The organism is Flavobacterium acetivorans, from assembly GCF_020911885.1.
Classification (GTDB): Bacteria; Bacteroidota; Bacteroidia; order Flavobacteriales; family Flavobacteriaceae; genus Flavobacterium; species Flavobacterium acetivorans.
This window is the reverse complement of the sequence record NZ_CP087132.1, coordinates 525398-540964: the sequence shown is the minus strand read 5'-3', so window position 1 is coordinate 540964 and position 15567 is coordinate 525398. Positions and strand designations below refer to the sequence as shown.

The 15567-nt window shown below is 34.1% G+C and carries 14 protein-coding genes; 12 read left to right on the top strand and 2 right to left on the bottom strand.

Annotation, left to right across the window (positions count from 1 at the left end; translation table 11 throughout):
* The first annotated feature begins 59 nt into the window (after positions 1-59).
* The 9 genes from rsgA to queA all read left to right on the top strand — a co-directional run bounded on the left by rsgA (position 60) and on the right by queA (position 9449).
* Positions 60-1040 carry a ribosome small subunit-dependent GTPase A gene (rsgA, locus tag LNP19_RS02430; protein ID WP_230063194.1) on the top strand — a complete coding sequence of 327 codons (981 nt, stop codon included), beginning with the start codon at positions 60-62 and terminating at the stop codon, positions 1038-1040.
* Positions 1037-1489 carry a D-aminoacyl-tRNA deacylase gene (dtd, locus tag LNP19_RS02425; RefSeq protein ID WP_230063183.1) on the top strand — a complete coding sequence of 151 codons (453 nt, stop codon included), beginning with the start codon at positions 1037-1039 and terminating at the stop codon, positions 1487-1489. The genes rsgA and dtd overlap by 4 nt, the downstream gene beginning before the upstream one ends.
* 147 nt (positions 1490-1636) lie before the next feature.
* Positions 1637-4051: an aminotransferase class I/II-fold pyridoxal phosphate-dependent enzyme gene (locus LNP19_RS02420; RefSeq protein ID WP_230063181.1), complete on the top strand. Its 2415-nt coding sequence runs from the start codon at positions 1637-1639 to the stop codon at positions 4049-4051.
* 3 nt (positions 4052-4054) lie between these two features.
* Positions 4055-4453: a DUF7793 family protein gene (locus LNP19_RS02415; protein ID WP_230063176.1), complete on the top strand. Its 399-nt coding sequence runs from the start codon at positions 4055-4057 to the stop codon at positions 4451-4453.
* A complete protein-coding gene (locus LNP19_RS02410) occupies positions 4453-4836 on the top strand; it encodes a DUF7793 family protein (RefSeq protein ID WP_230063174.1) in 384 nt (127 codons plus the stop codon). The genes LNP19_RS02415 and LNP19_RS02410 overlap by 1 nt, the downstream gene beginning before the upstream one ends.
* Before the next feature lie 20 nt (positions 4837-4856).
* Complete coding sequence (locus LNP19_RS02405) at positions 4857-6371, top strand: ATP-binding protein (RefSeq protein WP_230063173.1); 1515 nt, start codon at positions 4857-4859, stop codon at positions 6369-6371.
* Between the two features lie 179 nt (positions 6372-6550).
* A complete protein-coding gene (locus LNP19_RS02400; protein WP_072943771.1) occupies positions 6551-6877 on the top strand; it encodes a nucleotide pyrophosphohydrolase in 327 nt (108 codons plus the stop codon).
* A 99-nt stretch (positions 6878-6976) separates the two neighbouring features.
* On the top strand, positions 6977-8206 hold the full coding sequence (aroA, locus tag LNP19_RS02395) for a 3-phosphoshikimate 1-carboxyvinyltransferase (RefSeq protein WP_230063171.1): 1230 nt from the start codon (positions 6977-6979) through the stop codon (positions 8204-8206).
* A 193-nt stretch (positions 8207-8399) separates the two neighbouring features.
* The gene (queA, locus tag LNP19_RS02390) at positions 8400-9449 is read left to right on the top strand and encodes a tRNA preQ1(34) S-adenosylmethionine ribosyltransferase-isomerase QueA (RefSeq protein WP_072943776.1); all 1050 of its coding nucleotides are present in this window, start codon (positions 8400-8402) and stop codon (positions 9447-9449) included.
* Positions 9450-9597: 148 nt separating this feature from the next.
* On the opposite strand, the gene LNP19_RS02385 is transcribed toward queA, so the two are convergent.
* Positions 9598-10332 carry an SIMPL domain-containing protein gene (locus LNP19_RS02385; protein WP_072943778.1) on the bottom strand — a complete coding sequence of 245 codons (735 nt, stop codon included), beginning with the start codon at positions 10330-10332 and terminating at the stop codon, positions 9598-9600.
* A 173-nt stretch (positions 10333-10505) separates the two neighbouring features.
* Between LNP19_RS02385 and kynU the strand changes: the two genes are divergently transcribed.
* Together kynU and LNP19_RS02375 are read left to right on the top strand one after the other, a co-directional pair.
* On the top strand, positions 10506-11780 hold the full coding sequence (kynU, locus tag LNP19_RS02380) for a kynureninase (RefSeq protein WP_230064203.1): 1275 nt from the start codon (positions 10506-10508) through the stop codon (positions 11778-11780).
* Positions 11781-11876: 96 nt separating this feature from the next.
* A complete protein-coding gene (locus tag LNP19_RS02375) occupies positions 11877-12278 on the top strand; it encodes a YMGG-like glycine zipper-containing protein (protein ID WP_230063170.1) in 402 nt (133 codons plus the stop codon).
* Between the two features lie 82 nt (positions 12279-12360).
* Here the strand turns inward: LNP19_RS02375 and LNP19_RS02370 are convergent, their stop codons facing one another.
* Positions 12361-12999 (bottom strand): flavin reductase family protein, encoded by a 639-nt coding sequence (locus tag LNP19_RS02370; protein WP_230063169.1) that lies wholly within the window; start codon positions 12997-12999, stop codon positions 12361-12363.
* 137 nt (positions 13000-13136) lie between these two features.
* Between LNP19_RS02370 and LNP19_RS02365 the strand changes: the two genes are divergently transcribed.
* Positions 13137-15527: a penicillin acylase family protein gene (locus LNP19_RS02365; protein ID WP_230063168.1), complete on the top strand. Its 2391-nt coding sequence runs from the start codon at positions 13137-13139 to the stop codon at positions 15525-15527.
* The last annotated feature ends 40 nt before the right edge of the window (positions 15528-15567 follow it).

The following is a 15567-nucleotide window of genomic DNA, read 5'->3' as shown; positions in this document are numbered from 1 at the left end:
GTCTTTTTTTTGTTATGCAAAAATTAAAAAGCTAAAATCAAAAATCGTAAATTTGCCGAATGACAGGACTCGTATACAAATCTACAGGAAGTTGGTACACCGTAAAATCAGAACAAGGTGATTTTATTGAATGCCGTATGAAGGGGAAATTTAGAATAAAGGGAATCAAAAGTACCAATCCTATTGCCGTGGGCGATATTGTGGACTATGAACTTGAAGAATCTTCTGATACAGTAACGGGAACTATCAATAATATTCACGACAGGAAGAATTATATCGTTCGAAAATCAGTGAATTTATCCCATCAAATGCATATTATCGCTTCGAATATTGATCGGGTTTTTTTGCTTGTAACGATAAACAATCCGCCTACGACATTCAATTTTATAGACCGTTTTTTGGTAACTGCCGAAGCCTATGGGATTGAAACGGTTTTGGTTTTCAATAAAATAGACACTTTTGACGAAGCTACGCTTGACGAACAGCTGTATATGCAGCATGTCTATCAGGAAATAGGTTATAAATGTTTGCGTGTTTCTTCAACAGAAATGAAAGGAATTGAGGCGTTGAAAGAAATGATGATAGGTAAAGTGAGCATGTTTTCGGGACATTCTGGTGTAGGAAAATCGACTTTGGTGAATGCGATGGAACCTTCTTTACATCTTAAAACAAAAACCATTTCTGAAGCCAGCAAGCAAGGACAACACACGACGACTTTTGCCGAAATGTATGATTTGTCTTTTGATGCTAAAATTATCGATACTCCCGGAATAAAAGGTTTTGGAATTGTAGATATGGAAAAAGAGGAAATAAGTGGTTATTTTCCCGAATTTTTCAAGTTGAAAGACCAGTGTAAATTCAATAATTGCCTGCATAAAGATGAACCGCATTGCGCAGTCAAAAAAGCTTTAGAGAAAGACGAGATCGCTTGGTCGCGATACAATAGCTATCTTAAGATATTGGAAGGAGATGATGAGAATTATCGTACTGATGTATATGATGATGATCGAAAAGAGAGTGATAAAACGAGAGGGCTATGAGAGTAGTTCTCCAAAGGGTTTCTCAAGCTTCGGTAACCATTGATTCTAAAATCGTTGCCGATATCCAAAAAGGATTGTTGGTTTTGGTTGGTGTTGAAGATGCCGATACTCAAGAAGACATTAATTGGCTCGTTGGTAAAATTGTGAATCTTCGCATATTTGATGACGAAAACCACGTCATGAATCTCTCCGTTAAAGATATTGATAGTGAAATAATTGTCGTGAGTCAATTTACGCTTCATGCCAGTACTAAGAAAGGAAATCGTCCGTCGTATATAAAGGCTGCAAAGCCGGATGTTGCGATTCCATTGTATGAAAATTTTGTAAAATCACTTGAAAAGGAATTCGGAAAAAAAGTGCAAACCGGAGTTTTTGGCGCCGACATGAAAGTACTTTTGTTGAACGACGGTCCGGTAACGATTCTAATTGATAGTAAAAACAGGGAGTAAGTAGTCTATTTTAATACGACTATTCTTATTGTATTTTTTTATTTAAAAAGATTCTCGATTTAGCTTTTACTCAGCTTCTTAAATTGTGTTTTATTATTTACTTTTGAGGTCAGATTCCCAAATCTATTAACTTAATAACCTCGAATTTTGGCAAAAATCAAACACACTAGTGCTTATGATGTAATTGATCATGTGGCTACAACTGCAAAAAAAAAGAATGTAATGCATCTTTCTTCTCAGGAAGAAGAATTTAATGGAGAGTTTTTAAAAATAAATAATGAAGAGTTAATCAATTTTGGTACTTGTGGTTATTTAGGATTAGAAAAGCATCCGCATGTTTTAGAGAAAAGTCGTAATTTGTTAGATCGATATGGCTCTCATTTCTCCATTTCAAGAACCTATGTTAAGGCATCATATCAAGATGAATTAGAAAATTTAATTAGTAAAATTTTTGACAATCATCCTGTTATAACATTTACTTCGACCTCGGTTGCCCATCAATCGGTAATAGGAACTATTATACAGCCTAGTGATTTAATTATTCTGGATCAACAAGTACATTATAGTGTGCAATATCCTTGTCAATTCGCAAAATTACAGGGTACCATGGTAAAAATGATTCGTCATAACAACATGGAAATGCTGGAAGAATTTATCAAAAGAGGCTACAACCAATACGATAAGATTTGGTATATGGCCGATGGCGTTTATTCTATGTATGGTGATTTGCCTCATAAAACAGAACTCCTTTATTTGCTGGAAAAATATCCAAAACTTCATTTGTATTTTGATGATGCCCACGGTGTGGGATGGACTGGCGTAAATGGATGCGGAAGTGTCTTTGAGCACTTCAAGCATAGTGAAAGAGTTATTTTAATGAGTACTTTGGCCAAAGGTTTTGGATGTATCGGAGGAATAGCTGTTTTTAATGATGCTGAAATGCATAGAAAAGTTAATATTTATGGTGGGATTCTTGCCTATACACACCCTTTGTCTCCATCTAATGTTGGCGCAGCAATTGGATCGGCAGAACTATTACTTTCAGATCAAATTCATATCTTTCAAAAAGAGTTAAAGGATTCGATGGAGTATTTGAATGTGAAATTAGAAGAACTTAATTTGACCAACACCTCTTCAAGCGAAACACCAATTTATTTTATAGGTACGGGTTCTGTGAAGGTCGCTCAAAATCTGGTTCAGCGTGTTTTGGCTGACGGATTGTATGTTAATACGGCGACGTTCCCAGTGGTGCCAAACGATAAAACAGGATTGCGATTTACGCTCACAAGACACAATACAAAAGAGCATATTGACCAATTAGTGAGTTCAATAGGCAGGAACTTTCATATCGCAGTTGATGAAGAAAATGAAGATTTAGAAAAAATATATAAGACATTTAATGTCCCTTTTAAAGGGAGAAACACTGTAAAAACAGTTGGGTCAGAGAAAATTTTTATAGAAGTCTATAATACTATTAATGAAATAGACGTTACAACATGGGATAATCTGTTTAAGGATAATGGGAGTTATTCACATAACGGCTTGCAATGCATTGAAGAGATTTTTTCGAATAATGAAAAAGTAGAAGAAAATTGGGGATTTCATTATATCATCATAAAAGATGAAAAGAATGAAATACTATTGGCGACATTTTTTACAAGTGCGCTTTATAAAGACGATATGTTGTCTTTAGAAAATATTTCGAAGCAAATTGAAAAACAAAGAGAGCAGGATCCTTATTATTTATGTTCAAAAACATTAGCTATGGGTTCGCTGTTTACCGAAGGGAATCATTTGTTTGTCAATGAAAAACATCCTTTGCTGAAGGAAGCTTTGAGCGGATTTTTCATTGAAGTCGAAAAACTAAAAAAAGCTACTGATTCAACAGTTGTTCTTTTAAGAGATTTTCAGTCCGATTTTAAATATATGGAATGTTTTGAAAACGAAGGCTTTGTTAAAATAAATATGCCAAATGTTAATGTGATTCCAATTCAAAGCTGGAAAACAAACGAAGAGTTCCTCAGTCAGATTCCGTCAAAAAATAATAAAAGAAATGTTGAAAGATATGTTTTTAAATTTGAAGATCAATTTGATATTACGTTTAAAAACACAATAACTAGTCAAGAAGCGGAACATTATTACAATTTATTTCAAAATGTTAAAAAAGACAATCATGCCGTTAATTATTTTAAATATCCGGCCAAGATAACCCAAATACTGTCTAAATATGAAGATTGGGAGTTTATGGACATTAAGTTAAAAGGTGGTGACGAGACAATCTGCTGCGTTTGGTCATTCAGGGGAGACAAGCATTATTCTCCATTAATTATGGGATTAAATTATGAATATGTTGAGTCAATGAATCTGTATAAACAAGCCATTTTTCAATTGGTAAAAAGAGCCAATTATTTAGGTAAAGAAAAAGTATTTTTAGGATATTCTGCTGATTATGAAAAACAAAAATATGGCGCAAATACCATTTCTTTATATGCCTTTATTAAATTAGATGATACTTTTAATATGGAATTAATAGAGTCAATGTCAAATATAAAAAAAGGATAATAGATGACAGAATTAGAGAATGAATTTATCCGTTTTTGGATTGACGATGGGATTTTGTATAGTAAATTCAAATGTGAAGTGAATTTTGATTTGGATAAAATAAAACAATTGATAGAAACGCGACATGCTATTTCGAATAATGTCAATCAGTATTGGTGTTATGATGTTAAAGAAGGAATTGGTTTTTCAAAAGAATGTAGAGATTATGCGGATGTTTATGGTCAAGATTTCTTATTTGCATGTGCATTAGTTATCAATTCACATATTCAAAAATTTTTATTTAATACATTTTTAAAATTAAAAAAATCGAAAATTCCGTTTCAGACATTCACAAACAAAGAAAAAGCAACGGAATGGCTCATGGAAATAAAAGCAAAGAATGAAATTAATGGTATTAAATAATGACAATAATTGAAAATCAGGATTATAAACTTTGGATTGATAACGGACTACTATTTAGTGTTTTTAAAAATCCTACTGATATGACCTTAGAGATTGCCAAAAGTGCAATAGAATTAAGGCACAATATCTCAAATAATCAACATCAATATTGGTGCATGGATCTCAGAAATCTAAAAAACACATCTGATGAAGCCAAGAAGTACATCGATGAATATGGAGAGGAATTTTTGTATGCTTGCGCGATGATTGTTAATTCCCATTTAATGAAATTTATGGTTAACGTTTTCAATCGAATGAAAAAACGAAAAATTCCTGTTAAAGTATTTTCCTCAGAAACCGATGCTGTAAAATGGCTCAATGAGATGAAAAAACGGAAAGACTAAGATTATAAAATCAGTATAAGATGTCTAAATTAGAAGAAATATTAGCTTTGGTTCGTTCCATCAATGAAGATGAGTTTCAAGAGCAACTAACCTATGGAGACAGTTTAGATGATGTGCATAAAGAATTGCTTTTTTTGGCAGAAAAAATAAAGTCCAAAAAGAATAGAACCAATGCTATTATTGAACATATTTCCGATTGTTATTCAGGAGATTTTTTTAATTATTTGCCCATCTCAGATTCACAGGATGAATTAGATGTTTTCTGTATGGGATTTAATACCTATATCGAAGAATTAAAAGCCGTTATGGTTTCCAAAAAATCATTGGAAACGATTAATAAAAAATTAGTTGAAGAAAAGGAACGTTCTGAGCGATTAGCAACGGCAAAAGATGAATTTTTGTCAAGCATGAGTCATGAAATTCGCACGCCTCTTAACGGTATTTTGGGATTTACGGATTTATTGTTGAAAAACCCTGCTTTGAATCCTGAAAGCAAAAAACAGTTAGATTACATCAAGATGTCCGGCGATATTCTTCTGGTGATTATCAACGATATTTTGGATTTAGCAAAAATTGAATCGGGGCAAATTACACTTTATGAAAAACCTTTCAATTTATCAAAACTTACTCAGCTGATTCACGATACTTTTTCTAGTAAGATAGAAGGAAAAGAAATTGATTTTAAAATTTCAATCGATAAAAAAGTTCCGGCAATACTTAATGGCGATTCCATTCGAATCTCTCAAATATTATTTAATTTAATTAGTAATGCCGTTAAATTTACTCATGTAAAAGGTAAAATTAGATTGAAAATTAAGTTTAATGGAGAAGAGACAGGCTTCCATCACATAAAAGTGATAGTGAAAGATTCTGGAATAGGAATTCCTTCAGATAAGATTAAAACTATTTTTGAACCATTTATTCAAGTCAGTAATGATGCGACTAGGAAGTATGATGGAACAGGATTAGGACTGACTATCATTAAGAAAATTATCAGTATCATGGATGGTGATATTCAGGTGAAAAGTAAGCTAAACGTAGGAACTAAATTTATAGTAAACTTGCCTTTTGTTAAAGAAATTCCTAATGGAGTTCTTCTAAAGACATTTGAAAATAACAGTAAGTCAGTTCTTCCTAGAGATACTGGCGAAAGAATCAAAGTTCTTTTAGCCGAGGATAATCGTATTAATCAAATTTTGGCAGAAAAAGTGCTTTCAAAATTTAATTTTGAATGTGTCACTGTAGGCAATGGGAGCCTAGCTGTAGAGGCAGTTATTAATGGTGATTTTGATGTTATTTTGATGGATATTATGATGCCAATAATGAATGGCTATGAAGCGACTTCGATTATTCGTAATTTGGAAGATCAGACTAAAAAAAACATTCCTATTATTGCATTAAGCGCAGTAGTGACTGGCTCAGTTGTAGAAACTTGTTCTTCTACAGGAATAGATAGGTATTTATCCAAACCTTTCGAATCAGAAGAATTGTATAATCTCATAATTGAACTGGTTTATAAAGGAGATAAGATTTGAAAGCTTTATTTTCAATGTGTTAAAATTAATTTTGGTGTTATTTCAAAGATTGTATTGATTTGGAAATGACCATTTACAGCTAGAATAATTGCCCAAATGTAGAAGTTGAATTTTTGAAAAGATTTAAAAGGAATCTTTCTGCTACCTTTGCAATTCTTCCTAAAATAACAAATAAAAGTATGAACTTAAAAAATTCCCAACTAGAAGTTGATAACTGGATAAAAGAACATGGTGTTCGTTATTTCAACGAATTGACCAATATGGCTCAATTGACTGAAGAAGTTGGCGAAGTTGCCCGTATCATTGCGCGCCGTTATGGAGAACAATCCGAGAAAGAAAGCGATAAAAACAAAGATCTTGGCGAGGAATTAGCCGATGTGGTTTTTGTGGTATTGTGCTTGGCCAATCAAACCGGAATCGATTTGCAAGCCGCTTTCGATAAAAAGATGGATTTAAAATCAGTTAGAGATAAAGATCGTCACAAAAACAACGATAAACTGAAATAATTTGTGGATTTTAAATTATGAATTATAAAGGAGGAGTGGTAAATTGCGGGCTTGAATTATGCGGATCATAATTCATAATTCATAACTCATAACTACAACATGAATTTACTGTTACAAACCACCCATTCTGATTTAAAAACCCAGATTGCCGTTACCGGCTCAAAAAGCGAAACCAACCGATTATTATTGTTACAGGCTCTATTTCCTAACGTTAGCCTAGCTAATACTTCCAATTCTGATGATAGTGAGGTAATGCAAAAAGCATTAAAAGGGAAAGAGGAAATAATAGATATTCATCATGCAGGAACTGCAATGCGTTTTCTTACCGCTTATTTTGCGGTGCAAGAAGGACGTGAAGTAGTGTTGACCGGTTCCGCCAGAATGCACGAACGCCCTATCAAAATTTTGGTGGAAGCTTTAGAGCAGTTGGGAGCGAAGATCTCCTATGAAAAAGAAGTGGGCTATCCGCCAATTCGAATTAAAGGACAAGAAATCAGGGCTTCCAAAGTTACCATGGCGGCTAATGTGAGCAGTCAGTATATTTCGGCGCTTTTATTAATCGCTCCGAAATTAAAAAACGGATTAGAACTCACCTTAGAAGGCGAAATTACTTCTGTTCCTTATATCAAAATGACATTAGGTTTATTGAATGATTTAGACATCCAAACCAGTTTTGAAGGAAATGTAATCAAAGTGTTTCCAAAACAAGAAGTGCAAACGAAAGAAATGGTTGTAGAATCCGATTGGAGTTCGGCCTCTTATTTTTTCAGTTTAGCCGCTTTGGCAGATGAAGCTACTATTTCATTGACAAGCTACAAAGAAAACAGCCTGCAAGGCGATTCAGAATTGGTTTCTATTTATAAAAAAATGGGAGTAGAGACGCAATTCGAAGGGAATAAAATAACTTTGACCAAACAAAAGGATTTTAAATTCGAAGACGTAAATTTCGAACTTAATAACACTCCTGATATTGCCCAAACCATTGTTGTGACTTGCCTTGGACTTGGAATTGGTTGTCATTTGACGGGTTTACATACTTTAAAAATCAAAGAAACAGATCGTTTAGAAGCCTTGCGTGTCGAATTGACAAAATTGGGAGCCAATATTTCGGTAACCAATGATAGCTTGACACTAGTAGGATCAAATAATATCAATCACAACGTGAAAATTGTCACCTATAATGACCATCGAATGGCAATGGCATTTGCACCTTTGGCTTTAAAAGTGCCTATAATAATCGAAGATGCCGAAGTAGTTTCGAAATCTTACCCTGATTTTTGGGAAGATATGAAGAAATTAGGATTTATAATTTCAGAAACAGAGCTATAAATCTTAATGTTTATGGGGCTAAATTGCTGAAAACATGTCGCTTTTTGTTTTGAGGGTTAAATTAAACATCAAAACACTTGACAACGCCTATCTCACAGTCGTATATTTGCACCAGCTTAGTTATTTGATTTTCAATTAACTTTTGTCGGCCTATGTATAGTCGAAGGCTTAACTTTTAATAAAAAATAAATAAATGAAATTATCACATTTTCAATTTGATTTACCTAAAGAACTTTTAGCAGAATTTCCTGCTGAGAATAGAGATGAAGCTCGTCTGATGGTTATTGATCGTAAAAAACAAACTATCGAACATAAAATGTTCAAAGATGTTATTGATTATTTTGATGATGGTGATGTTTTAATTTTAAATAACACCAAAGTTTTTCCTGCACGTTTGTACGGAAATAAAGAAAAAACGGGAGCCAGAATTGAAGTTTTCTTACTTAGAGAATTAAATGCAGAACAGCGTCTTTGGGACGTTTTGGTTGATCCGGCTCGTAAAATTAGAATCGGTAATAAATTGTATTTCGGTGACGATGATTCATTAGTAGCTGAGGTTATTGATAACACCACTTCTCGTGGAAGAACATTGCGTTTCCTTTATGATGGTTCTTATGAAGAATTCAGAAATAAATTAACAGAACTTGGAGAAACTCCAATCCCAAAATACATAAGCAGAGACGTAACTCCAGAAGACGCGGAACGTTACCAAACTATTTATGCTAAAGAAGAAGGAGCTGTTGCAGCACCAACTGCTGGTTTGCACTTTTCTAAGCATTTGATGAAAAAACTGGAAATTAAAGGAGTTAAGTTTGCTGAGGTGACGCTTCACGTAGGTTTAGGAACTTTTAACCCAGTTGAGGTTGAGGATTTGTCTAAACACAAAATGGATTCTGAGGAATTAAAAATCACTCAAGAAGCCTGTGATATTGTCAATGAAGCTAAAGCCAAAAAGAAACGTATTTGTACCGTAGGAACTACATCAATGCGTGCCGTTGAAAGTTCTGTTTCTTCACAAAACACTTTAAATCCTTTTGATGGTTGGACAAATAAATTCGTTTTTCCTCCTCATGATTTTACAATACCAACTTGTATGATTACTAATTTTCATACTCCAAAATCTACTTTATTAATGATGGTTTCTGCATTTTGTGGTCACGATTTAATGAAGAAAGCATATGAGGAAGCAATCAAAGAAAAATACAAATTCTACTCTTACGGTGACGCGATGTTAATCATCTAATGCACTTATAAAGGTTAATTCATAAATCTCGTCAGCAATGGCGAGATTTTTTTATGTCTTGATAGTTGCAATATTCTATATTTCTAAGTTTTTTAGTCTAATATTTCCACAGATTTCGCTGTTAGATATTTTAAATCAAAAATTGCAATCAGTCTACTTGGTAAACTAATTTTACTGTAATGGTAGCCGTTTTGTTTTTGGAACTGGTATTGAATGAACCGCCATAAGAATAATCTTCGGAAGAGTTTTGTCCTATAATTTGAAAAACCCCCATATCTGATTTCTTTAAATTCCCTAAATCAGCATTGGCATTTTCGGCAATACTTTGCGCTCTTGTACTGGCGTCTTTTGTGGCTTCGGCAATCATTTTTATTTTTAATTCGGCAAGCTTGGTATAATAATACTCAGGCGCATTCGAATAAAACTCGACTCCAGCATTGATTAGTTCACTGGATTGTCTGGATATATCTTCAATTTTATTTACTTCTTTGGACTGAATGCTTACGTTTTGAGTTAGCGTAAATCCGGTAAATAAATTTTGTCTGATGCTTCCGTTTTCATTATAAGTGGTCTCATAATCTTTGTTGAAATTAATGGCCGAAAATATGATATCAGCAGACGGGATTCCTTTGTTTAGTAAGTAAGTTTTAATTTTTTCGCGGTCAGCATCCAATGAGGTATAGGCTTCTTTCAAGGTACTGCTTTTTTTAGAGAAAGAACCTTTCCAAACAATTAAATCAGATATGAAATCTGTTTTTCCCAGGCCGGTAACGCTAATGGTATCATTGCTTCTATTCCTGTTCTGGAAAGCATTGGCAAACAAGAAAGCTGATATTACGACAGCTATCGATAGGATAATTGCGTTTAGATTATTTTTAAGCATAAAAACAGGAGTTAAGTTACAATCAAATATAGTTAAAATTCAGAGTCAAATAACTTGTGTTTTTAGGAAATTCTTAATTTTCACAATAGTACATTGTTGAAGTTACAAAATAAAGTGGTTACGCTTTGTGTCAAAATAAATATTGGTTATTTTTACAAAACAAAAAAAGAATGATGATTTTCGAAAATACCAAAGAATTTGCACAAGGACTTGATTTGCAAGATAAATTAAGTAAATATAGAGATGAATTTATTTTTCCAAAAGTGAATGGAGAAAAGGTGATTTATTTCACAGGAAATTCATTGGGTTTGCAACCCAAACGCACCAAAGCCTATATTGATGAAGTCATGAATGACTGGGCTGAGCTCGCAGTAGAAGGGCATTTTTATGCCGATAAACCTTGGTGGGATTATCAAGAACGTTTTGCTGAACCATTGAGTAAGATAGTGGGCGCATTGCCATCTGAGGTAACGGTGATGAATACTTTGACGGTAAATCTTCACTTGTTGATGGTTTCTTTTTATAGACCAACAAAATCAAGATACAAGATTATTTGCGAAGAAAAAGCTTTTCCTTCAGATCAATATATGTTTCAAAGCCAAGTTCATTTTCATGGTTTTAAACCTGAGGAGGCGATTGTTGAAATTAAACGTCGAGATGGGGAACACAACATCCGCTTGGAAGATATTTTGGTTAAAATTGAAGAAGTGGGAGAGGAGTTGGCTTTAATTTTAATAGGCGGAGTTAATTATTATACAGGTCAGGTTTTTGATATGAAAACGATAACTGCTGCCGGACATCAGGTTGGAGCAAAAGTGGGATGGGATTTGGCACACGCAGCGGGAAATATAAAACTAGAACTTCATGATTGGAATGTAGATTTTGCGGCTTGGTGCAGTTATAAGTATATGAATTCAGGACCTGGAAATGCTTCGGGTTGCTTTGTACATGAGAGACATCATAACGATTCTGAATTGCCAAGATTTGCCGGTTGGTGGGGACATAACAAGGAACGTCGTTTTAAGATGGAACCGGTTTTTGACCCTGTTCATGGTGCTGACGGTTGGCAAATCAGTAATTTGCCGGTACTTTCGTTAGCTCCTTATTTAGCCTCTGTAGAAATGTTTGATGAGATAGGAATGGACGCTTTAATCGAAAAAAGAGATAAAATCACGTCTTATCTGGAGTTTATTCTTCACGAAATTGATAAGGAAGTCGATAGCAGTTTTGAAATTATTACACCAACAAATCAATCTGAAAGAGGATGCCAATTATCGGTTTTACTTCATGGGGAAGGACGCAGTTTGTTTGATTATTTAATGAAAAGTGGCGTAATTACAGATTGGAGAGAACCAAACGTTATCCGTTTAGCGCCTGTTCCTTTGTATTGTTCTTTTGAGGATATGTACAATTTTGGGCAGATTTTGAAAAAAGGAATACTGAAATAGTCTAAGATTTTAGTAATTATATAAGTTTTGCGTATAATTATATAACTTAAAATAGTATGCTATGAGTTTACTTTGTAAAATAAAATATAAAAAACTATGAAAGCATTATACTTGTTGTTATTAGCTGTTGTTGTAATTTCTTGTAAAGATCAAAGGAAAATGGATAGTCAAGCCGTAAAGGAAAAAACTATTGATTCTATGAAAGTAGAAATTGAAAAACAAAAAGTCATTGATTCAATGCAAGTTGAAATGGCAAAAGTTGAATCTCAAAAAGAGGTTGTTATTGTTCAGCAACCTTCGACTTCAGCTCCTGCCGCCACTGCAAAGAAGAAAGCTTGGAGTAATACTGCAAAAGGAGCTGTAATTGGAGCAGGAGTAGGAGCTGCAACTGGTGCTATTATTAGCAAGAAAAAAGGGCAGGGTGCTATAATTGGAGGTTTAGCTGGTGCTGGTGTAGGTGCAGGGACTGGAGCAATTATTGACGGAAGTAAGAAATAATATAATTTTACATCAAAAAAAGGGCTTTTGAATCATGTGTTCAAAAGGCCTTTTTTTGATGGGTTATTTTCCTGATTTTAGTCTATTTTAAGAATGATTTTGTTGGGGTATCTTTTCTTGCATACTGAAAGCGATCAATTAATTTGGGTAAGCAGTATCCGTCTAGCCCATTTAGAGCAACTACATTTCCTTTATCAATTTGCAACCATCCATCATCATGTCTTAAGTTTTCTTCAAAAAAAATATTTTCTATGGAGGCGATAACATGGATAGTATCATTTTCTGCAATATAGTATTCGTTTACATATTTGCAATAGAGTTGTATTGGACTTCCTTTTGCAAAAGGAATGTTTATGTGTTCTTTATATTCTTCTTCTAAATTCGTTTTTTCAAATTCAGAAATGCCAGGTGCGTAGTTTGCTGAAGTATGATGCGCATCAGCAATCATCGATTCTGTTACATGATTGACAGTGAAATATCCCGTTTCTTTGATGTTCTTATAGGTGTCTCTTGGCACTGTTGTTGGTCGGACGATGAATCCAATTAAAGCGGGATCACTTCCTAGGTGAGTTACACTGCTAAAAATTGCAATATTGGATTTGCCATCGATTGATTGAGTTGCGATTAAATTTGCCGATTTATATCCAGTACAAGAGTTAATTAAATTCAATCTTTCTATTCTTTCCATCTTGGAAAAATCTTCTGTTGATAGTTGTTTCATTTTTTTGTTTATTCTTTTTGGCTATAGATTAAACAAAGGTACTGATTTTTTATATTGTGGTTTTGAGCTGATGAAATTTAATTTCGTTCAGTTTAATTTTTAAAACCTTTATATTTGTGAATGAAATTTCTTCGAATATGAAAAAAATTAAAAAAGTAGTTGTTGTTGTTTTATCGATTTTAGGTATAGTTGCTATTGCTTTGGTAATTTATGGTTTTTATCTAAAACCCAAATATGAAGGTAAAGTAGAGTTGAAAAATATTCAGAAAGAAACCACGGTTTATTTTGATGATTTTGGAGTTCCTCATATATATGCTAATAATGCTAAAGATGCTATGACTGCCTTGGGTTATGTTCATGCTCAAGATCGTTTGTGGCAAATGGAGTTAATGCGACGCATCGCTCCGGGACGTTTGTCCGAAATTTTTGGGAAAGTGACTTTAAAGAACGATCAATTTTTTGCTGGACTCGGTATCGAAGAAGCTTCGGAAAAAGCCATTGCGGCTTTGGATAAAAATAGTCCAAGCTATCAATTAGCAATGGCTTATTTGGACGGAATTAATCAATATATGGATGAGGGAGTTGGTCCGATAGAATTTCAGTTGGTTGGGGTAAAAAAAGAGAAATTCACGATCAAAGATGTTTATAATATTTTTGGATACATGTCCTTCAGTTTTGCTATGGCACAAAAAACAGATCCGTTATTGACAGATATTCGCAATAAATATGGAATGGATTATCTCAAAGATTTTGGACTAGATGGATCGTTGGATAAAACAATTATAAAAACGGCAAAAGAAAAGCCACAGGAATTTGCCGCTATTTCAAAATCGATTGCAGCCTTGTTAGAAAAAGCTCCAATTCCGCCTTTTATAGGAAGTAATAGTTGGGTAATTGGGCCAAAGAAAACCAAAAACGGGAAAGTGATTTTTGCCAATGATCCACATATTGGTTTTTCTCAACCGGGAACTTGGTATGAAGCGCATTTGGTCACACCGGAATTTGAATTGTATGGTTGTTATCTGGCGGGAACTCCTTATCCTTTGCTGGGACATAACAGAGATTATGCTTATGGTTTGACGATGTTCGAGAACGATGATATCGATTTGTATCAGGAAGAAAATGATCCTAAGGATGCGAATAAATACAAAACAGCAAATGGGGTCAGCGATTATGAGCTGAAAAAAAAAGTAATAAAAGTAAAAGACAGTTCCGATGTTTTATTGAATGTAAAAATCAGCCGTCACGGACCTATTATGAATGATATGATTGAAGGTTTGGATAAAAATAAACCAGTTGCCTTGTCGTGGATTTATACTCAGCAGCCGATTCAGATTTTAGAAGCAGTTTACATACTTTCCCATTCAAAGAGTAAAGCTGATTTTCAAAAAGGGGTTGGTCTTATTGCTGCGCCAGGTCTGAATGTAATGTATGGTGATGCCAAAGGAAATGTGGGCTGGTGGGCAACGGGAAAATTATACAAGCACAATAAAGACGTTGACACTCATTTTATTTTGGATGGCGCTTCCGGCAAAGATGATATAGTTGAGTATTTGGATTTCTCCAAAAATCCTTCGGCTGTAAATCCGGATTGGAACTATGTTTATTCAGCTAATAACCAACCCGAAGCCATTGATGGGTTTTTATATCCAGGGTATTATTTGCCTGAGGACAGAGCAAAAAGAATTACCCAATTATTGGATCCAAAATCAAATTGGGATAAGGAGGCGGTGAGTAGAATGATTACTGATGATGTTTCATCTGTAGCTCCAGACATAGTTAAGAATTTAATTTCGGCTCTAAATGGAAATACGCTTTCGAGAAATGAAAAAGAAGCAATTACTGTTTTGAAATCTTGGAAAGGAGGAAATCAGAAAGAAGAAGTTGCACCTACGATTTACAATAAATGGATTTATTTGTATCTAAAGAATACTTTTGAAGACGAACTTGGAAAGCAAAGTTTCAAACAGTTTTTGGGGACACATATAATGAAGCAAATAATTGCAGAACAAGTGGCTAATGATAATTCGCTTTGGTGGGATAATATTACAACTAAAAACAGAAAAGAAAGCAGAAAAGATATTCTTTCCCAATCATTTAAAGAAGCGATTCTTGCTTTGGAGAAACAGTTGGGGAACTCAGTTTCAGCATGGACTTGGAATAAAGTACATGTGGTAGAATACCAGCATCCACTGGGGAAAGTGGCTGCTTTAAGGAGGATATTTAACGTAGGTCCGTTTGAAGTTTCGGGCTCTAATGAAGTGATTAATAATCAAATGTTTGATTTTACCGATGAAGCAAAGTATACAGTGACCGGAGGACCTTCAACAAGACGAATCGTTGATTTTTCGGATGTAGAGAACAGCTGGAGTATTTTACCAACGGGACAATCTGGAAATCCTTTGAGTGCTCATTATCGTGATCAAGCCGAAATGTATAATGCTGGGAAATTCAGGAAAATGAAAATGAATAAGGAGGAGATTGTTAAAACTTCCACAAAATTAGTTTTTATTCCAGCTGAAAACTAGGGTTTTTAGACTCCTTGAAATAATAAATCAGTAATTTTGC